This window comes from Tistrella sp. (assembly GCF_002684955.1).
GTDB classification, from domain to species: domain Bacteria; phylum Pseudomonadota; class Alphaproteobacteria; order Tistrellales; family Tistrellaceae; genus Tistrella; species Tistrella mobilis.
The window spans coordinates 1-19,226 of sequence record NZ_NYWI01000042.1; the positions used below are offsets into that span (position 1 = coordinate 1).

Here is a 19,226-nt window from a genome sequence, read left to right on the forward strand (position 1 = left end):
GAAGATCATCCTTCGAGCGCAACGCGGCGACCCTCTCCCGGCTATCAGGCCAAACATCCTACCAGGAGACGGCCCGATGAGTGGAATTCATACAAGCGCAGATCTTGCCCACCGGCCGCTCGGCGCCCCCGTCACGACCACAGGGGTCCCGGCCGTCGAAGCCGGCTGGAAGCGCCGTCTTGGTCAGATCCTGCACACGCCGGATGAAAAGGATGTGCGTCGCTTCCTGGACGGTACCGCCACGGATGCGCTGAGGGCAGTGGCGGCTGAATTCAACGGCCGCGGCCATCCGGCCGAGGTGGAACGCGACGAGACGACGGGCGGTGTCTCGCTGGTGCTGCCTGCCGAAGGCGTGCGAAACTTCATCTATGGCATCCAGCCGGCCAGCCATCCGCTGCCCGCCCTGACGGCAATGGATGCCGCCCGCCCCGATCTGCGCCACGAGGCCCGCACCTGGTTCAGCGACGGCAGCCGCGGCTATGACGTCTACGGCCTGACCCGCGATCAGCTGATCGCCGACGTGCTGGTCCAGTTCGACCACTACCAGTCCCTGGTCCAGTCGCCCGGTGCCGCACTCTTCGCCGGCGCGCCGGAACAGACCCCCGAATAGGCAGGCGCTTTGGCCCTATGCTTCATCCGTCCGCCGCCGACATCTTGAACGAACTCCGTCAGGCGATCATCGACGGGGCCTGTCCGGCAGGCACGGAACTGCGCCAGGACAGGCTGGCGGAAAGGCATGGGGTCGATCCGGCCCTGATCCGCTCAGCCCTGCTGCAGCTGGATGCAGAAGGGCTGGTGCGGATCCTGCCGGGCATCGGCGCCGTGGTGTCGTCGATCTCGCGAGAGGAGATCGACGACGTCTTCGACCTGAGAGTGATCCTGGAGCCGCGGCTGCTGCGCCGCGCCATTCCCGCCCTGACAGCGGCCGATTTCGCCCGGATCGAGACCATCCACCATCTGTTCATCGGCGCCGTCGCCGCCAGCGACATGGCCCGCTGGGGCGCCCTGAATGCCGAACTGCATCTGGCGATCTACGCCCATGCCCGTCTGCCACGCAGCCTGCGCATCGTGACCGGGCTGCTGCAGACCTGCGATCGCTATACCCGGCTTCAGCTCTCCACCACCCCGTCCCCCGGCCGGGCCGAGCGGGAACACGGCATGCTGATCGCCCTCTGCCGGAGGGGGGAGATCGATGCGGCCTGCAGGGTTTTGACCACCCATATCGACGGCGTGCGGGCGGATCTGCATACCGCCCTCGCCTGAGCCGCGATCGCTTAGCCCGCCCCGCCCTCCCTGCCGGTCAGGGATGCATGCGCGCGCCCTTGGTGATCCGGTCGACCACGCGTCGATCGGCCCGGATGCCCAGGCCGACCAGCTTCGCCGTCTCTGGCTGCTGTTCTGCAAAGACCGCGCGGTTGGCGGCGTCATGGCCGGTCGCGAACATCTCTTCGACATAGAGCGCCGGCACCAACTCGCGCTCCAGGCAGCGGCGGCGGATGGTGGCGAGCGTCGGGCCATCGGCCGACAGCACGATGACCGGCTGCACCGACAGCGGCAATGCGGCATTGCCCGCGGCATCGCGGTAGGGCTCGCCCATGATCTCAGGCGCGGCCCCGGTTACACCGCTCATCAGGAACGCCGTGACGTTCAGTTTCTGCCACACGGCAAGGTCATCGCGCACCACCAGCGCGATCTTGGTCTCGAACCGCATATCTCCGGGGGGCTCCTTACGGGAGGGGGGCAGCTGCGATCCGGCGAAGGAGTGATTTCAGCTCCTCTGCTGCCGGGCCGCCCAGGGCCGCATCGACATCGGCATTCAGTGCATCCATCTCGGCCTGGAGCGGGCCGCGCAGCGCACGGCCCCGATCGGTCAGGTGCAGGGCGTTGACCCGCCGGTCCCGGGCAGATGGCCGGCGCGCGATCAGCTCCAGCTTGACCAGACGGTCGATGACGCCGGTGATGGTGGCGCTGTCCAGCACCAGGCGGGTGCCGATGGCGGCACCGCTCTGCCCGTCCTCTTCCCACAGGAGCTGGAGCACGGCGTACTGGACCGGGGTCACCCCATGCCGGGCCAGCCGGTCGCGGGCCGCACGTGTCACGGCCTGGGCGGCCTTGCCGGTCAGGAAACTGATGCAGTCTTCGATACGGTTCATGAGATAAACGCTCGCATACATATATCTCGTATACGAGTCTTTTTATCGGCCGATATCACCGGGCGAATGACAGGCCTGCCTCACATCAGCGGCACGCCTGCGATCCAGCGATGGCCTGCGAAAAGGGCTACGTAAACCACGAGCGCCACCAGCCAGCGCCACCAGGCGATCTCGGCGAAGGCGCCCTTGGCCTTGCCCGCGAAGATGGCGGCAAAGGGGACATAGGAGCTGGCGGCGGCAAACAGCATCCACGAAACCGGCATGTCGCGGCGCTTGCGGATCTCGATCAGCCGGCTGCCGGCGAATGCGACGATGAAGATCGTGACGCCCAGAATGGTGGTGGCCAGGTCGCCATTGGCCAGGACATGGGCGACCGCCCAGATCATGATCCCCCACATCAGCGGATGACGGGTGATCTTGAGCACGCCGACCGCCTTGGGTGCCGGCGCACCGGCGGCATCGGCCCCGGCCATGGTCGGGTTGCGCTGGGTCAGCCCCAGCACGGCGAAGGCGACGGCAAACAGCATCAGGGTGAAGGCGAGATGGCGCAGCGCCCCGCTGCCGTCCCAGAGCGGCACATAGGGCGCCTGCCCATAGCCCCAGATCAGAATGCCCAGAGAGAAGAGCGCCACCAGAGAGAACAGGGCGCGATAGGCGCCCTCCCCCAGCGAGGCGATCATATAGCGTCTGACCGCCGGGATGCCCGGCACCAGATGGGTGATGAGGAACAGCACCGCGCCAATGGCGAGGCCGATCATCTGATGCATGGATCCCGTCCTCTGCGTTTTTTATGGCACGTGCCCGTGCCCGGTCATGCTCAAGGCAGCATGACGCAGCAGGATGACGGGTTCAATCCCGGGCAGGTGGCCTGCCCGGAACATATTCCGGCTCAGAACATGTTGAGTTCGAGTCGGGCGTCCTCGCTCATCATCTCAGGGGTCCAGGGCGGATCCCAGACAACCTCGACGGTCACGTCGGAGATGCCGGCAATGTCCCGGATCTTGGTCTCGATCTCGACCGGCAGGCTTTCGGCCACCGGACACATCGGCGAGGTGAGGGTCATGCGGATATAGGCCTGGTCGCCCGCATCGACGCGCACCTCGTAGATCAGACCCAGATCGTAGATGTTCACCGGGATCTCGGGGTCGTAGCAGCTGCGCAGCACGTCGATGACGGCGGCTTCGAGATCCCCCGGATCGTCCTGTGGCAGTGGGTTCGTGTTGTCGCTCATATCGCCTGTTTCCGTTCGAAACCCGTCGTCTCCGGCCGCCTGCATCGGGCGGGCCTGATGATTGCCTTGGGCCCGCGTCACTCGGTCGAAACCGGCCCGCCGGCCCCGCCTGCGTCGCCGCCATGCTCCAATGCCCGGGCCAGGGTGTGCCAGGGCAGGGTGGCGCATTTCACGCGGCTCGGAAATTCACGCACGCCCCCCAGTGCCGCCAGAACGCCCAGGGTCGCCTCGACCTCCGGATGGTCCAGCGCCCGGGGATCGGCCCCGGTCACCAGATCGCGGAACCGGGTGAACATCTCCGCGATCTCGGCCCGGCTGCGCCCCTGCACCACCTCGGTCATCATCGATGCCGAGGCGGTCGAGATGGCGCAACCACGGCCCTTGAACGCGATCTCCGCCACCCGATCCCCCTCGAACCTCAGATCGACCGTCACCTCGTCGCCGCAGAGCGGGTTATGCCCATGGGCGCTGGCATCGGCCGGGTCCAGCCGGCCGAAATGCCGCGGGTTGCGGTTATGGTCCAGGATGATCTGCTGATAGAGCGACCGGAGGTCGTCGTCGAGGGCGGTATCGGCCGGCATGGCGGGTCTCCTCAGCCCATGAACTTCACGACCTTGCGCAGCCCGTCGACCAGCGCATCGACCTCGGCGCGGGTGTTGTACATGCCGAAAGACGCACGCGCCGTTGCCGGCAGGCCGAAACGGGCCATCAGCGGCTGGGTGCAGTGATGACCGGTGCGCACCGCAATGCCCTGCTGATCCAGGATCGTGCCGATATCATGCGGATGAATGCCATCGATGGCAAAGGACACCACACCCGCCTTTTCGCGCGCTTCGCCCACGATCTTCAGCCGGTTGATCTCGCGCAGCCGCTCATGGGCATAGGCGGTCAGGTCGTGCTCGTGGGCCGCCACGGCCTCGACGCCGACCGCGGCCAGATAGTCGAGCGCGGCGGCAAAGGCGATCGCCCCCACGATATGCGGCGTGCCGGCCTCGAACTTCGCCGGCGGCGGCGCATAGGTGGTCTTCTCGAAGCTCACCGTCTCGATCATGTCGCCACCGCCCTGCCAGGGCGGCATGGCTTCCAGCAGCGGCAGCTTGCCGTAGAGCACCCCGAAACCGGTCGGCCCATAGGCCTTGTGCGACGAAACCGCATAGAAATCGGCATCCAGCGCCCGGACATCGACCCGCATATGCGGCAGGGCCTGGGCGCCGTCGATCACCGCAATCGCCCCCGCGGCATGGGCCGCATCGATCATCCGCCGCAGCGGCAGGATGGTGCCGAGCGCGTTGGAGACATGGGCCACGGCCATGATCTTCACCCGGCCGCCGGCGATCATCCGGTCGAAGGCATCCTGGTCGACCTCGCCGGTATCGGTCACCGGCACCACCACCAGCCGCGCGCCGGTCTGCTCCGCCACGATCTGCCAGGGCACGATGTTGGAGTGATGTTCCAGATGGGTGATCAGGATCTCGTCACCCGGCTTCAGATGGGCCCGGCCCCAGGTATAGGCGACGAGGTTCAGCCCTTCGGTGGTGCCGCGGGTGAAGACGATCTCCCGCTCGGAAGCGGCGTTGAGCCAGGCCCGCACGGTTTCGCGCGCCGCCTCGTAGGCCGAGGTCGCCTTTTCCGACAGGTAGTGCACGCCCCGATGGACATTGGCGTAAGAGGTCTCATAGACCGCCCGCTCGGCATCCAGCACCTGGCGCGGCTTCTGCGAGGAGGCCGCATTGTCGAAATAGACCAGCGGTTTGCCGCGCACCTGGGTGGCCAGGATCGGGAAATCGGCGCGGATCCGCTCCACGTCGTAAACCGGCAGGGTCTTCTGATCGGTCATCACGCCGTCGCCTCCTTCGCGACCGTCTCGTTCAGCACGGTCTGGGCCATGTGGCGGTCGACCCAGCCCGAGACCTGCTCGCGGAAGGTCTCGAAGGGCAGACGGTCGACGATTTCCTCGGCGAAGGCCCGGGTCAGGATCCGCCGGCCTTCGGCGGCATCCAGTCCGCGGCTTCGCAGGTAGAACAGTTCCTGCTCCGAGATGGCGCCGACGGTTGCGCCATGGGCGCATTTCACCTCGTCGGCATGGATCTCGAGCTCGGGCTTGGGCAGGATCTCGGCCTCACGCGAGGCAAGCAGGTTGCGGCTCGACATCTCCGCATCGGTGCCGATCGCCCCCGGAAGGACATGGACCCGGCCGTTGAAGATGCCGCGCGCCCGGCCACCCGCCACACCCTTCCAGGTCTGGGACAGGCGGCAGTCGCGGGCGCGGTGCTCGACATTGGACCGGGTGTCGGTCTGCTGCTCGGCACCGATGGCGAAGAGCCCGTCCAGCACCGCCGCCGCGCCGCGGCCTTCCAGGGCCACGTCCAGCGTGTGGCGCGACAGCCGGCCGCCCATGTCGATCTGGATCATGTCGAGTTCGGCATCGCCCGCAATCGACGATGCCAGCCGGTCGATATGGAAGCCCTTCTCGCCGCTGGTCTGCAGGCGGATCAGGGTCAGCTTCGCCCCGCGGCCCAGGCGGATCTCCACCGTGGCATTGACGAAGGCGGTCTCGCCGGCAAGGCCGCGCCAGTGCTCGATCACCGTCGCCCGGGCATTCTCGGCCAGGTCGATCACGATCCGCGGCTGCGCGACCACCGGCATACGGGGGGCGAGGGCGTGATGGAGCAGGTGCACCGGCCGGGCCAGTTCCACCCCGCGCGGCACCAGAACCGCCGCACCATCGGCAAGCGCCGCCTGATTGAGGGCGGCAAAGCCGTCACGATCCCCGCGCGCCACCTGACCCAGCACCGCATGCACCCGATCGGGGGCGGTGGCGAGTGCCTGGGACAGCCCGGCGACCACCACCCCGTCGGCCAGTTCCCCCACCGCCGAGAGCTCGTCGGAGAAGACCCCGTTCACCATGGCGATACGGTCGCAGTCGAGCCCCTTGGGCACGATCGGCTGCAGATGCGCCCAGGTCAGCCGTGGTGCCGCCGCATCGGCGGCGGCGAAGCTCTGGCCGTAGAGCGCGTTCAGGCGAAGATTGCGCCAGTCCTCCTGGCGCGGGGTCGGCAGGCCCAGGGCACGGAAACCGTCCCGACCGGCCGCCCGCAGCGCCTCCAGCCAGTCCGGCCCGGTCTTGGCTCCCTGGGCCGCGATCAGCAGGTCCAGCTTGTCGGGCGTGGCATCCAGAACCGCCATGATCTCAGGCCTCCGCCCCGGCCAGATCCTCGACCCAGCCATAGCCCTTCTGCTCCAGCTCGAGCGCCAGCGACTTGTCGCCGGAGCGCACGATCCGGCCCCGGGCCAGCACATGGACGAAATCGGGCACGATGTGATCGAGCAGGCGCTGATAATGGGTGATCATCACGAAGGACCGCGCCGCATCCCTGAGCGCATTCACCCCGTCGGCCACCGCCTTCAGCGCGTCGATGTCGAGCCCGCTGTCGGTCTCGTCCAGGATGCAGAGCTTCGGCTCCAGCACCGCCATCTGGAAGATCTCGTTGCGCTTCTTCTCGCCGCCCGAGAAACCGGCATTGACCGGGCGCTTCAGCAGGCTCTCGTCCAGATGCACGATCTTCAGCTTCTGGCGGACCAGCTTCAGGAACTGCACGCCGTCCAGCTCGGGCTGGCCTTCATGCTTGCGCCGGGCGTTCAGCGCCGCCTTCAGCAGATAGGTGTTGTTCACACCCGGGATCTCGACCGGATACTGGAAGGCCAGGAACACCCCCGACCGCGCCCGCTCTTCCGGCGCCATCTCCAGCAGATCCTGCCCCATATAGGTGACCGACCCCTGCGTGACCTCATAGCCGTCGCGGCCGGCCAGGATGTGGGAGAGCGTGCTCTTGCCGGCGCCGTTGGGCCCCATGATGGCGTGGACCTCGCCGGGGCGCACGTCCAGGTTCAGGCCGCGCAGGATCTCCTTGCCGTCGACGCGGGCGTGCAGGTCGCGGATGATGAGCATGTTGGTCCTCGAATGAGATCGTCCGGCGGCCTTGCGCGGCCGCAATGCGTCAGGCCCGGCAGGGTCGCGGGCCGCGGGAAACGGATGGCCGGCTCAGCCGACGCTGCCTTCCAGCGTGATGCCGAGCAGTTTCTGCGCCTCGACCGCGAACTCCATCGGCAGCTCCTTCAGGACGTCCTTGCAGAAGCCGTTGATGATCATCGACACGGCATCCTCGGCCGACAGCCCGCGCTGCATCAGATAGAACAGCTGGTCGTCGCTGATCTTCGAGGTCGTCGCCTCGTGTTCGACCTGTGCCGTGGGGTTGCGGCTCTCGATATAGGGGAAGGTGTGCGCCCCGCAGTCCGGCCCCAGCAGCAGGCTGTCGCACTGGGTGTAGTTGCGGGCGCCCTCCGCCCCCTTCTGCATCCGCACCAGGCCGCGATAGGTGTTCTGGCCGCGCCCGGCCGAAATGCCCTTGGAGATGATCGTGCTGCGGGTGTTGCGCCCGATATGGATCATCTTGGTGCCGGTATCGGCCTGCTGGGCGTTGTTGGCGACGGCGACCGAGTAGAACTCGCCGATCGAGTTGTCGCCCTGCAGGATGACGCTGGGATACTTCCAGGTAATCGCCGAGCCGGTCTCGACCTGGGTCCAGGAAATCTTGGAATTGGCCCCGCGGCAGGCACCACGCTTGGTGACGTAGTTCAGAATGCCACCCTTGCCGTCCTTGTCGCCCGGGTACCAGTTCTGGACGGTCGAGTATTTGATCTCGGCATCCTTCATCGCGATCAGTTCGACCACCGCAGCATGCAGCTGGTTCTCGTCGCGCATCGGCGCCGTGCAGCCTTCCAGATAGCTCACATAGGCGCCTTCTTCGGCGATGATCAGCGTCCGCTCGAACTGGCCGCTGCCGGCGGCATTGATGCGGAAATAGGTCGACAGCTCCATCGGGCAGCGCACACCTTTCGGCACATAGACGAAGGTGCCGTCCGAGAACACGGCCGAATTGAGCGCGGCATAGAAGTTGTCGCCAACCGGGACCACCGATCCCACATATTTCTGGACCAGCTCCGGATATTCGCGCACCGCTTCAGAAAACGAGCAGAAGATGATGCCGAGTTCCTTGAGCTTGCCCTTGTAGGTGGTGGCGACCGAAACGCTGTCGAGCACCGCATCGACCGCGACGCCGGCCAGCATCTCCTGCTCCTTGAGCGGGATACCCAGACGCTCGTAGATCTTCAGCAGCTCGGGATCGACCTCCTCCAGGCTCTTCGGCGCATCGGCCTTGGGCTTGGGGGCGGAGTAGTAGATGATCGACTGGAAATCGACCTTGGGCTTCTTGAGGAAGGCCCAGTCGGGCTCCTCCATCGCCTGCCAGGTCCGGAAGGCCTTGAGCCGCCACTCCAGCATGAAGTCGGGCTCTTCCTTCTTCGCGGAGATCACGCGGATGACGTCCTCGTCGAGACCCGGCGGCACGTTGTCCGCGTCGATGTCGACATGGAAGCCTTCCGTGTACTCGCGGGCGACAAGCGCCTCGACTGCGTTCTTGCTCGTCATCACTCGTCCTCCGCGCGCCCGTTCTTTGAAGAACGGCCCGTCCATCGGGCCGGCGGGCGTCGCCTCTTGATCTCGTCGTCACCGGCCCGGACAGCGCCCGCGCCAGCCAGAAATTTCCGGTCCGGCTCAGCCCGCCTGGGCCGCGGGGAAGGGCTGTACAGCCGCATCCGCCGCCATGTCGGCGAGGCTGATCCCTTCCAGTGCGCGGCTGATCGCCCGGTTGATCCGGATCCAGTTGCCGCGGGTCTGACACACGCTTTCCTGCCGGCAGGTACCGGGATGTTCGATGCATTCCATGATCGCGACCGGGCCTTCCAGGCTCTCGACGATGTCGACCACCCGGATCTCGGCCGCCGGCCGCGCCAGGCGATAGCCGCCATGCGCACCGCGATGCGAAATCAGCAGACCGTCCCGCGCCAGGGTCTTGGCCAGTTTGGCGACGGTCGGCGCGGGAATGGCCAGCTCTTCGGCAAGCTCCGTCACCCGATGAACCCGATCGGGGGCGTTGGCGATATGGGTCAGAACCACGATCCCATAGTCGGTGAGCTTGGCGATTTTCAGCATCGGACGGTCTGTCCCGGGTCGGATGGGCCGGTCGGACACGAGGGCCACGGGGGCCTCGTGCCAATCAGGACTGTTCAGGTCCTATATCGGTCATCGGCGTCCGGAAGGCAAGACCCAACTTTGGCAAAAACGCAAGGCGCGGTGCGGCTTTCACGCAGTCGCAGGCGGGTCCGCGATGCCGTCGCGTTCGGCGCCCTGCGGCACCGGCGGCGCCTCCGCCACAGCGGGCGCGGTGCGGCGCGGATCATCGATACGCGCAGGTCGGGCATCGAAACCGCCCTGCGGCCGCACATCCCCCTCACCCCTGGGCTGGACCTGCTGGAACGCCCAGCGCACCCGGGTCTCCGGCCCCTCGGCGACGCCGCTCACCACCCCCTGCTGGGCCGGGCGCACCCGCCCCTCATGGCCCATATGGACACTCTCTTCGATCGCGATGCTGGCGCCATCGGCCCGGACATACCAGCCGGGGCCGTGGACCGGCCGCACCAGCACGGCGGCGCCGCCCTGAATGGGTGAGGCCTTGACGGCGGGATGAAGATGGAAGCGCAGCGCGAAGCGGACCGGCACCTCGCCACGCCCCGGCAGGGCGATGAAGCGGTCTTCGCCACGCAGATCGTCGCCATCCGGCCCAAGATAGAAGCGGCGGGCATGGATCAGGCCGTGATCACGGAAACCGTGATGGGTGAATTCCAGCCACTGCGCCCCCTCGTCGTCGCGGCGATCGATGGTGACCGGCGGGCCGGCCTTGCGCCGGCGCTCCCCCGATCCGGCTTCGACACGCTGCGGCCCCTGATCTTCGACCGTCACACCGGAATGTGCAGCCGCCTGGGTGACGGCCTGCATCCAGGGCCCGGGCCTTGCGACATAGGCGCCGCAATTGACCCCCAGCCGCTCGCGCCCGGTCGACATCTCGAACGACGAGAAACCGGAAAAGCCGGCCTGTCCGGCGGTGACGGGTGCCGGCAGCCCCAGATCGACCAGCACGGTGGTCCGGCGGGCGGCCAGACGCTCGAAGCCGCCGACGGCGCCGTCCAGCCGTTCCATGCCGCGGGCCGGCACATGCCCCAGCACCTGATCGACCCGGGCTGCGGGAATTTCGGGCGTGCCGTTGAACAGGGCCAGCACGCCGTCGCGATGGCGCATCAGCCGGAGTGCTGCAGCCAGCCGGCTGATCAGATCGTCGAACCCGGCCGGCAGATCGGCGTCATGGGCGGCGGCGATCGTCTTCAACTCGACCAGATCCGAGACGAGATCGAGCTGACAGACCGGTGAGCGGGACTGATGCACGCCGTCGGCAAGGATCTGGCGCTCCAGCGCCTGCATCAACAGCTTCGCGATCCGGGCGAGCCTGCGCCGGCCGGCACCCAGCGCCGCCCGCCCCATCCACAGGCCGCGGAGCGCCTGGATACGCTCGATCCCGTCCAGACGACGCCATTTGACCATCCGCTCCAGACGGTCGGCATGCTGGCGCAGCGCCGCCATCAGGCGACGATCATCGGTGCGGGCCGCCTGCAGCCGGTCGTCATCGGCGTCGATGAGGAAATTCGCATGCATCGACAGCGCCGCCAGCCGGCGGCCGGCAATGCCCGGCGACCAGACATAGGGCTGGAATTCAGCCCGGTCGGCCGCGATCCATTCGAAGACCAGCGCGCGGGCCAGCGCCCGGGCGCGGGAGCCATGGGGCCCCGCCACGGCCCTCAGATGGCCCAGCCACTGAAAGCCCTGCCAGGCGACCAGCCAGGCGTCCGAGGCCTCGTCGGGCAGCCAGTCCGGCCGCGACAGCGCGGGGGTCGGGGTGTTGAAGACCATTGCCGGCGTCTCGCCGTCCGCCGACGCGTCACCGCCTTCCAGCAGGGCGGCATCTTCGGGGCGCGCGGTATCGTCCAGGATCGGCTCGGGGGCCGGCGGCTGCGCCGGCACCGGGGTCAGTTCGATGTCCGGCTCGTCGTCGCCCCGGGCCATCCCGTCCTCGTCGGGGCGAAACGGGTCCGGGCCCAGCTTGTGGCTGGCTTCCACCACCTGCCCCGCCAGACGGAAATGCCCCTGGACCATCTCCACGCCGCGGTTCGGGTCGCCCGGGCGCAGGGGTTCCAGCACCCGTTTCAGCCCGCCGCGCGCATCCGGCAGCGGGGCCACGAACCACCGATGAGCCAGCGCTCTCAGACGATCGCCGGCGCCGGGCAGCGGGCTTCCGGGCGGCGGCATGCGCGTGATCGCGGCCATGGGCCTCTGGTCTCTCGATTGCGGGGGGGGAGAAAAGGAAGACGTGTAGACGGAGACGGGTTCGGAAGGAGAGGGCGGCATCAGCCGCCGATGCGCCCCCGATCTGCGCCGGCGCGCAATGCCCGGATGTTCGGGGCGTAAGCCTCGGCACCGCCCTTGAAGGCGGCCGACCCTGCAACCAGCACATCCGCCCCGGCGGCGGCCACCAGGGCCGCCGTTTCGGGCGTCACGCCACCGTCGACCTCAAGATCGATCGCCCGGCCGGTGGCATCGATCTTCGACCGCAGGATGCGGATCTTGTCGAGCTGGGACGAGATGAAGCTCTGACCGCCGAAGCCGGGGTTCACGCTCATCACCAGCACCAGATCCAGATCCGGCAGCACATAGTCCAGCACCTCGGGCGGGGTGGAGGGGTTGAGCGACACCCCCACCTTCACCCCCAGCGACTTGACCAGCTGTACGGTGCGATGCAGATGCGGCCCCGCCTCGGCATGGACGGTGACGATGTCCGCCCCGGCCTCGACGAAGGCCGGGATGTAGGGATCGACCGGCGCGATCATCAGATGGACGTCGAAGACCTTCTTCGACCACGGCCTCAGCGCCTTCACCACCATCGGGCCGATGGTCAGGTTCGGCACGTAGTGGCCGTCCATGACATCGACATGGATGTAGTCGGCCCCCGCCTGATCGATGGCGGCGACCTCATCGCCCAGCCGGGCGAAATCGGCCGACAGGATCGACGGCGCAATCCGGATCGGTGCCGGGCTGGGGGTGGCGGGGCGGCTGCTGGCGGCGGGTGCGGTCATCGGGTGGGAAGCCTCCGACGGGGCCGTCATGACGGCTGGTTACGGGTGGTCTCAGGCGGCGTCGCGGCGTCGCAGACGGACGGCGAAGAACCCGTCCATGCCGCCGGCATCGGCAAGCAGGGCGGGCGTGGTGCGCAATTCGCCGGCGGCATTGATCGCAACGCCGAGCCGGGCAGGAAGTTCATCGGCACCGATCGGCACACGGTCGGCGTCAAGACCGCGGTCGAGCACCCGGCGGACAAGATCCTCGCCCTCCGACGGTTCCAGCGAACAGGTGGCATAGACGACCAGGCCGCCCGGTTTCACCAGTTTCAGGGCCGCTTCGAGCAGCTTCTCCTGCAGCTCCGCCAGTTCCGCCACCTGGTCCGGGCGCTTCGACCAGGCGAGGTCGGGGCGCCGGCGCAGCGTGCCGGTGCCCGAGCAGGGGGCATCCAGCAGCACGGCATCGGCTGCGCCCTCGGGCCGCCATTCAAGAAGATCGGCGGTCACGGGCGTGACGTCGGTGAAGCCCAGCCGGGCCATGTTCTCGCCCAGGCGCATCATCCGCCGGGCACTGCGATCGACGGCGGTGACATGGGCCCCGGCGGCCGCCAGCTGCGCAGTCTTGCCACCCGGCGCCGCGCAGAGGTCGTAGACCAGCTTGCCCTTCACATCGCCGAGCAGCATGGCCGGCAGGGTGGCGGCCAGGTCCTGAACCCACCACGCCCCTTCGTCATAGCCCTCCAGCCGGTCGACACCACCCTCGGCCCGATCGAGGCGGACGGTGCGGCCGCCGACGGCACGGCCGCCGAGCTTTTCGGCCCAGGCCGCCGCCTCACGCGGGTTTCTGACCGACAGATCGATCGGCGGCTCGCGCAGCAGCCCCTCGGCGATGGCGTCGGTCGCCTCCACCCCATAGGCCGCCTCCCACGAGGCACGCAGCCAGCGGGGCAGGTTTTCGCGCTTGGGATCGATCTTTGCGGCCGCGAAGATCTGGTCGCCCTCGGCCGCCAGCCGGCGCAGCACCGCATTGACCAGCCCCGACAGGCCGCCGAGCCCGCCCGCCTGGGCGAGGCGCACGGCATTGTCCACCGCGGCATGATCCGGGGTCGACAGAACCCTGAGATCGGCCAGCCCCAGGCGCAGGACATGCATGGCCTTTTCGGGTGCCGGCCGCTGCATCACCCGGCCGAGCAGCCGGTCGAATTCGCCCTTCCGGCGCAGCACGGTCGCGACCAGCATCCGGGCGTGGGCACGGTCGCGCGGCTCCAGCCGGTGGAAGCCCGGATGGGTGGCGACCGCATCGTCCAACGGCCGGCCGTCATCCAGCACATCCATCAGCAGCTCGGCCGCGATGGCCCGCGAGGGCGTCGGCTCACGGAAGCCGGCGCGGGGCCGCGGCTCATGGGCGTGATCGCGGGCCGCACGATAGCGGTCGTTCCGGGGCTTGCCGCCCTGGATCCGGCCATCGCGATCCCCCTGATAGCTCCGGTCGCGGCCCTGGGGCGGACGGGCGCCGCGCGGGCGGTCACCGGCAGCCTGATCACGGGCGGGACGGTCGTCATGAGAGGGCCGGTCGTCACGAGAAGGCCGGGCATCACGAGAGGGCCCGGAATCACGAGAGAGGTTGGCGCCGCGGTCATTGCGGCGGTCGTCCTCGGGGCGGCGGGGCGGGCGCATCCGGCGCTCAGCCCCAGGGGCCGCGGCGCGGGCCGCGGGCAAAGCCCGCCGGCGCGCCGGCCGGGGCGGTGCCCACGGTCATGGCGCGCAGGCGCGCCACCCGGTCGGCGGTGGTCGGATGGGTGCGGAACAGGCTGTCGACGGCGTTGGATTTCAATGGGTTCACAATGAAGAGATTGGCCGAGGCCGGGTTGTGTTCGGCGTGGCCGTTGACCACGCGGCGGGAAGCAGTCTCAAGACGGGTCAGCGCCGAGGCGAGCCAGTCGGGCCGGCCGCAGATCTCGGCACCGATGCGATCGGCCTGATACTCGCGCGAGCGGCTGATCGCCATCTGCACAAGAGCCGCGGCGACGGGCGCCAGCATCGAGATCAGCAGCACACCCACGAAGCCCAACGGGTTGGGATTGCCGTTGTCGTCCCGGGCGCCGCCGAAGAAGAAGGCGAAGTTGGCAAGCATGCCGATCGCGCCTGCGATGACCGAGGTCACCGTCATGATCAGGGTATCGCGGTTGCGGATATGGGCAAGCTCGTGGGCCACCACACCGGCAACTTCTTCAGGCGACAGCGCCTGCAGCAGGCCGCGGGTCACCGCCACGGCGCCCTTTTCAGGCGAGCGGCCGGTGGCAAAGGCATTGGGCTGCGCCTCTTCGACGATATAGAGCTTCGGCATCGGCAGGCCGGCATTGGCGGCAAGGCGCGCCACCATGTCGTGCAGTTCGGGTGCCGCGCGCGGATCCACTTCGCGCGCACCATACATGCGCAGCACCAGCTTGTCCGCGTTCCAATAAGCGAAACCGTTCATCGCGATGGCGATCAGCAGCGCGATCATCATGCCGCCGCCGCCGCCGATCAGATAGCCCACGACCATGAACAGCCCGGTCATGACCGCAAGCAGCACTGCCGTTCGGATGTGGTTCATGGGATGTGTCGAGCCCGGATGGAGGACGAGGCCGAAGACGGCTTCCGCATCGGGCGGGGGTGCGCCGCCGGAACGCCTGACATATATGGACAGGCACGGGGGCTTCAAGCGAAACCGCCCGCATCGGTGTCATGCAGTGCAGGAGGATCGAAGGCTATGACCGAAAAGACGCAGAACGACGCCGGCCGCGCCGTGGCCCCGGACGCGGCCCCCGCGACGGACACGGCCTCCCCGGCACCCGCACCGGAAAAGCCCGCCGAAATCGGCGGTCCCAAGGGGCTGGATCCGGTCCGTTACGGCGACTGGGAACGCAACGGGAAATGCGTCGACTTCTGAGGAGGTTGACGGCCGTTCACCCCCCTTCGACCCGCCCTGTGCAGGGCGTTGATCGGCGGCAGGATATGGTGTGGAAATGCGCGCCGGGCCGGAACCGACCTCCGGCCGATTCGCATCGACGACAGGGTCACACCACTCTGCACAGAAAGGGCCGTCTATGAACGCCCTCGCCGCCTTCCATCTGCGTGCCGCCGCGATCTATGTCGCCCTCGGCATGGTCGCAGGCATCGTAATGGCCGCCAGCCAGCACTTCGAATACGGGCCGGCCCACGGCCATCTCAACCTTCTGGGCTTCGCCTCGGCCGCCATCTACGGGCTGGTGCTGAAGGACCGCCCGGATCTGGCGGCCACCCGCCTTGCGAAGGTTCACGCCATTCTGGCCCATCTCGGCCTGGTGGTGATGACCATCGGCCTCACCCTCCTGTTCTCGGGCGATGCCGCAACCGGAGAGCCGCTCGCCAAGGCCGGCAGCGTCATCGTGCTGCTGGGCGGGCTCGCCTTCATCGCGCTGGTGTTCAAGGCGACCGGCCCTCGGACAGCCTGACACAGCCGGCCGGCGATGTGCCGCCATGCGAAAAGGGCCCGGCAGCTGACTGCCGGGCCCTTGCACGTCATCCGGCAAGCTTCACTTGTTCATGCGGTTGCCGACCAGATCGTCGACCACCGTCGGGTCCGCCAGCGTCGAGGTGTCGCCCAGCCCGTCATGCTCGTTGGCGGCGATCTTGCGCAGGATGCGGCGCATGATCTTGCCCGAGCGGGTCTTGGGCAGGCCCGGCGCCCACTGGATCAGATCCGGCGTCGCGATCGGGCCGATCTCGTTGCGCACCCAGGCCACCAGCTCCTTGCGCAGCTCTTCCGACGGGGTCTCGCCGGCGATCAGGGTGACATAGGCATAGATGCCCTGGCCCTTCAGCTCGTGCGGGTAGCCGACCACGGCCGCCTCGGCGACCTTGGCATGGGCGACGAGCGCGCTCTCGATCTCGGCGGTGCCCATCCGATGGCCCGAGACGTTGATCACGTCGTCGACGCGGCCGGTGATCCAGTAATAGCCGTCCTCGTCGCGCCGGCAGCCGTCGCCGGTGAAATAGAGGCCGGGGAAGGTGCTGAAATAGGTCTGGGCGAAGCGCTCGTGATCGCCATAGACCGTGCGCATCTGGCCGGGCCAGCTGTCGGCAATGCAGAGATTGCCCTCGCAGGCGCCTTCCAGCGGCTTACCTTCATTATCGACGATCAGCGGCTTCACGCCGAACAGCGGCAGGGTCGCCGATCCCGGCTTGAGGTCGGTGGCGCCGGGCAGCGGTGCGATCATCAGACCACCGGTCTCGGTCTGCCACCAGGTGTCGGTGATCGGGCAGCGGCCGTCGCCGACCACGTCGTAATACCAGCGCCAGGCTTCCGGATTGATCGGCTCACCCACCGAGCCCAGCAGGCGCAGCGACTTGCGCGACGACCGCTTCACCGGCGCCTCGCCCTCGCGCATCAGGGCGCGGATGGCAGTGGGCGCGGTGTAGTAGATCGTGACGCCGTATTTGTCGACCACCTCCCAGTGGCGGCCGGCATCGGGCCAGGTGGGCACGCCCTCGAACATCAGCGTGGTGGCGCCGTTGGCGAGCGGCCCGTAGAGGATGTAGGAATGCCCGGTCACCCAGCCCACATCGGCCGTGCACCAGTAGACATCATCCTCCTTCAGATCGAAGACGGTCTTGTGGGTCAGCGAGGCGTAGAGCAGATAGCCGGCGGTGGTGTGCAGCACGCCCTTGGGCTTGCCGGTCGATCCCGAGGTATAGAGGATGAACAGCGGGTCCTCGGACTCCATCGGCTCCGGCGGGCAATCATCGGAAACCTCGGCCACCGCTTCATGCCACCAGACGTCGCGGCCGTCCTTCATCGCGACGTTGCCGCCGGTATGGCGGACGACGATCACGGTGCCGACACCGCCCGCATGGTCCAGCGCCTTGTCGGCATTGGCCTTCAGCGGCACCTTGCGGCCGCCGCGCAGGCCCTCGTCGGCCGTGATCAGCACGGTGGAACCGCAATCCTCGATGCGGCCGGCCAGGCTGTCGGGTGAGAAACCGGCAAAGACCACCGAATGGACCGCCCCGATCCGGGCGCAGGCGAGCATCGCCACCGCGGCTTCCGGGATCATCGGCAGATAGATCGTCACCCGGTCGCCCTTCTTCACGCCCTGTGCCTTCAGCACATTGGCGAAGCGGCGGACATCGGCGGCCAGTTCGGCATAGGTGATCAGGCGGTTCGGCGCCTTCGGATCATCCGGCTCCCAGATGATCGCCGTCTTGGCGCCGCGGGTCGCCTCGTGGCGGTCCAGGCAGTTCCAGGCCACGTTGATCTGCCCGCCCTCGAACCAGCGGATCGACACATCGCCGGTAAAGTCGGTGTTCTTGACCCGGTCCCAGCGCCTGATCCAGTCCAGTGCTTCGGCCTGCTCGGCCCAGAAGCCTTCCGGATCCGAAATCGAGCGCGCGTACATCTCGTCGTAGCGGGCCTTGTCGATCAGGGCCTCACGCGCGAAGGCCTCCGGAACGGGATAGAGCGTCTTCGGCTCTGCGGTCTTGTCGTCTGACATGGGCTGGGTTTCCCCCTCGGTCGGATCCCTCGCGGCCGCGGTCAGGCGCGGCAGCGTCACTCAGCGCCCGGTTGAAATCCGGACGTCACACTTACACGTGGCAACGCGGCCGTCAGTCCGGCCGGATTGCATGCAACACCCCGTCCCCGTCGCACTCCAGCGCCAGCGCCGGCAGCCGCAGCCCCCGGCAGGGGCCGGCGACACAGAGCCCGTCATCGGGACGGAACCGCGCGCCGTGGAGCGCGCAGATCAGCAGGTCGCCCGTCCGGTCGAAGAACCGGTCAGGTGTCCAGTCCAGCGAGACGCCGGCATGGGGGCAGGCATTCTCATACGCCCGAAGTTCCCCCTGCCAGCGGATCACGAAGACCCGGAATTCCTCGGGCATGCGCCCGAACACGAAGCCCCGGCCGCCACCTTCCGGCACCTCTGCCGCCGGGCAGAGCCGCAGTCGGCGCCCCCCGTCATCCTGCATCTCAGACACCGGGCTCGATGCCGGCCAGACGGCAGATATGGTCCCAGTGCTCGTCCGAGACCGGCATCACCGACAGCCGGGACTGGCGCACCAGCGCAATGCCTTCCAGCGCCGGATCGGCCTTGATCTCGGCCAGCGTCACCGGCCGCTTGACCGCAGCGACCGGTGCCACATCGACCATGCCGAAACGACCCTTTTCGTCCGACGGATCCGGATAATATTCGCGGACGATCTCGACGACGCCCACGATCTCCTTGCCTTCGTTCGAATGATAGAAGAAGGCGCGATCGCCGGTCTTCATCGCCTTCAGATTGGCCGAGGCCTGATGATTGCGCACGCCATCCCAATGGGTACGGCCATCCGCGACCATCCGGTCCCAGGAATACTTGAACGGTTCCGATTTCACCAGCCAGCGGGCCATCGCGTCGCGTCTCCCGGCCGGTCAGCGATTGTCGAAAACCTTGCGCCACGGACGGATCGTGACGCTTTCGAACAGCCCGGCCTTTGCGTAAGGATCACCTGCGGCGAACTCCTTCGCTTCCTCCAGCGTTTCGGCGTCGTAGATCAGCAGGCTGCCGATCATCGTGGCACCGTCGTCGGAGAGGAAAGGTCCGGCCAAGACCACCTGTTCGCCCTCTTCCTTGAGAAAGGCCACATGGTCGGGGCGGTTCTCAAGGCGTACGGCCTCGTGGCCGGGCTTGTCGATACAGATGATGGCGAACAGCATGGGGGCCTTACTCCTCGGCAGCAGGATGGTTCGGGCGTCGCCATTCTGCGCCGATGACGTCCTG

General features: G+C 67.8%; 22 protein-coding genes. 4 read left to right on the plus strand and 18 right to left on the minus strand.

Annotation, left to right across the window (positions count from 1 at the left end; all coding sequences use genetic code 11):
* The first annotated feature begins 76 nt into the window (after nucleotides 1-76).
* Both CMO28_RS15175 and CMO28_RS15180 read left to right on the plus strand, forming a co-directional pair.
* Entirely contained in the window at nucleotides 77-610 is a 534-nt protein-coding gene (locus CMO28_RS15175) for a hypothetical protein (protein ID WP_296714945.1), read from the plus strand.
* 44 nt (nucleotides 611-654) lie between these two features.
* A complete protein-coding gene (locus CMO28_RS15180; protein WP_296714946.1) occupies nucleotides 655-1,263 on the plus strand; it encodes a GntR family transcriptional regulator in 609 nt (202 codons plus the stop codon).
* A gap of 37 nt (nucleotides 1,264-1,300) precedes the next feature.
* On the opposite strand, the gene CMO28_RS15185 is transcribed toward CMO28_RS15180, so the two are convergent.
* The 14 genes from CMO28_RS15185 to htpX all read right to left on the minus strand — a co-directional run bounded on the left by CMO28_RS15185 (nucleotide 1,301) and on the right by htpX (nucleotide 15,043).
* Nucleotides 1,301-1,711 carry a DUF2000 family protein gene (locus CMO28_RS15185; protein WP_296714948.1) on the minus strand — a complete coding sequence of 137 codons (411 nt, stop codon included), beginning with the start codon at nucleotides 1,709-1,711 and terminating at the stop codon, nucleotides 1,301-1,303.
* A 16-nt stretch (nucleotides 1,712-1,727) separates the two neighbouring features.
* Nucleotides 1,728-2,153, minus strand: coding sequence for a MarR family winged helix-turn-helix transcriptional regulator (locus tag CMO28_RS15190; protein WP_062770137.1), 426 nt, complete (start codon nucleotides 2,151-2,153; stop codon nucleotides 1,728-1,730).
* 80 nt (nucleotides 2,154-2,233) lie between these two features.
* A complete protein-coding gene (locus CMO28_RS15195; RefSeq protein WP_296714951.1) occupies nucleotides 2,234-2,920 on the minus strand; it encodes an NnrU family protein in 687 nt (228 codons plus the stop codon).
* 122 nt (nucleotides 2,921-3,042) lie between these two features.
* Complete coding sequence (locus CMO28_RS15200; protein ID WP_062770134.1) at nucleotides 3,043-3,384, minus strand: iron-sulfur cluster assembly protein; 342 nt, start codon at nucleotides 3,382-3,384, stop codon at nucleotides 3,043-3,045.
* Between the two features lie 77 nt (nucleotides 3,385-3,461).
* Nucleotides 3,462-3,965: a Fe-S cluster assembly sulfur transfer protein SufU gene (gene sufU, locus CMO28_RS15205; protein ID WP_062770131.1), complete on the minus strand. Its 504-nt coding sequence runs from the start codon at nucleotides 3,963-3,965 to the stop codon at nucleotides 3,462-3,464.
* A gap of 11 nt (nucleotides 3,966-3,976) precedes the next feature.
* Nucleotides 3,977-5,221 carry a cysteine desulfurase gene (locus CMO28_RS15210; RefSeq protein ID WP_296714954.1) on the minus strand — a complete coding sequence of 415 codons (1,245 nt, stop codon included), beginning with the start codon at nucleotides 5,219-5,221 and terminating at the stop codon, nucleotides 3,977-3,979.
* The gene (sufD, locus tag CMO28_RS15215) at nucleotides 5,221-6,570 is read right to left on the minus strand and encodes a Fe-S cluster assembly protein SufD (protein WP_296714956.1); all 1,350 of its coding nucleotides are present in this window, start codon (nucleotides 6,568-6,570) and stop codon (nucleotides 5,221-5,223) included. Before sufD ends, CMO28_RS15210 begins: the two co-directional genes overlap by 1 nt.
* A 4-nt stretch (nucleotides 6,571-6,574) precedes the next feature.
* Nucleotides 6,575-7,333 carry a Fe-S cluster assembly ATPase SufC gene (gene sufC / locus CMO28_RS15220; RefSeq protein WP_062770123.1) on the minus strand — a complete coding sequence of 253 codons (759 nt, stop codon included), beginning with the start codon at nucleotides 7,331-7,333 and terminating at the stop codon, nucleotides 6,575-6,577.
* Nucleotides 7,334-7,426: 93 nt separating this feature from the next.
* The gene (sufB, locus tag CMO28_RS15225) at nucleotides 7,427-8,872 is read right to left on the minus strand and encodes a Fe-S cluster assembly protein SufB (RefSeq protein ID WP_062770121.1); all 1,446 of its coding nucleotides are present in this window, start codon (nucleotides 8,870-8,872) and stop codon (nucleotides 7,427-7,429) included.
* Between the two features lie 126 nt (nucleotides 8,873-8,998).
* Nucleotides 8,999-9,436, minus strand: coding sequence for an SUF system Fe-S cluster assembly regulator (locus tag CMO28_RS15230; RefSeq protein ID WP_014743623.1), 438 nt, complete (start codon nucleotides 9,434-9,436; stop codon nucleotides 8,999-9,001).
* A gap of 150 nt (nucleotides 9,437-9,586) precedes the next feature.
* Nucleotides 9,587-11,659, minus strand: a complete 2,073-nt coding sequence (locus tag CMO28_RS15235; RefSeq protein ID WP_296714960.1) for a heparinase II/III family protein — start codon at nucleotides 11,657-11,659, stop codon at nucleotides 9,587-9,589.
* A gap of 80 nt (nucleotides 11,660-11,739) precedes the next feature.
* Nucleotides 11,740-12,465, minus strand: a complete 726-nt coding sequence (rpe, locus tag CMO28_RS15240) for a ribulose-phosphate 3-epimerase (RefSeq protein WP_296714962.1) — start codon at nucleotides 12,463-12,465, stop codon at nucleotides 11,740-11,742.
* Nucleotides 12,466-12,516: 51 nt separating this feature from the next.
* Complete coding sequence (locus CMO28_RS15245; RefSeq protein WP_296714964.1) at nucleotides 12,517-14,124, minus strand: RsmB/NOP family class I SAM-dependent RNA methyltransferase; 1,608 nt, start codon at nucleotides 14,122-14,124, stop codon at nucleotides 12,517-12,519.
* 7 nt (nucleotides 14,125-14,131) lie between these two features.
* Nucleotides 14,132-15,043, minus strand: a complete 912-nt coding sequence (gene htpX, locus CMO28_RS15250) for a zinc metalloprotease HtpX (RefSeq protein ID WP_062762764.1) — start codon at nucleotides 15,041-15,043, stop codon at nucleotides 14,132-14,134.
* A gap of 156 nt (nucleotides 15,044-15,199) precedes the next feature.
* Between htpX and CMO28_RS15255 the strand changes: the two genes are divergently transcribed.
* A complete protein-coding gene (locus CMO28_RS15255; RefSeq protein WP_062762761.1) occupies nucleotides 15,200-15,379 on the plus strand; it encodes a DUF1674 domain-containing protein in 180 nt (59 codons plus the stop codon).
* A 157-nt stretch (nucleotides 15,380-15,536) separates the two neighbouring features.
* Nucleotides 15,537-15,923 carry a hypothetical protein gene (locus CMO28_RS15260; RefSeq protein ID WP_296714968.1) on the plus strand — a complete coding sequence of 129 codons (387 nt, stop codon included), beginning with the start codon at nucleotides 15,537-15,539 and terminating at the stop codon, nucleotides 15,921-15,923.
* A gap of 81 nt (nucleotides 15,924-16,004) precedes the next feature.
* On the opposite strand, the gene acs is transcribed toward CMO28_RS15260, so the two are convergent.
* From acs to CMO28_RS15280, 4 genes are all read right to left on the minus strand, one after another.
* Entirely contained in the window at nucleotides 16,005-17,963 is a 1,959-nt protein-coding gene (acs, locus tag CMO28_RS15265; RefSeq protein WP_296714970.1) for an acetate--CoA ligase, read from the minus strand.
* Nucleotides 17,964-18,075: 112 nt separating this feature from the next.
* Entirely contained in the window at nucleotides 18,076-18,435 is a 360-nt protein-coding gene (locus CMO28_RS15270; protein ID WP_014743613.1) for a Rieske (2Fe-2S) protein, read from the minus strand.
* Nucleotide 18,436: 1 nt separating this feature from the next.
* Nucleotides 18,437-18,856 carry an EVE domain-containing protein gene (locus CMO28_RS15275; protein WP_062762752.1) on the minus strand — a complete coding sequence of 140 codons (420 nt, stop codon included), beginning with the start codon at nucleotides 18,854-18,856 and terminating at the stop codon, nucleotides 18,437-18,439.
* 21 nt (nucleotides 18,857-18,877) lie between these two features.
* Nucleotides 18,878-19,162, minus strand: coding sequence for a YciI family protein (locus CMO28_RS15280; RefSeq protein ID WP_014743611.1), 285 nt, complete (start codon nucleotides 19,160-19,162; stop codon nucleotides 18,878-18,880).
* Nucleotides 19,163-19,226 lie beyond the last annotated feature (64 nt).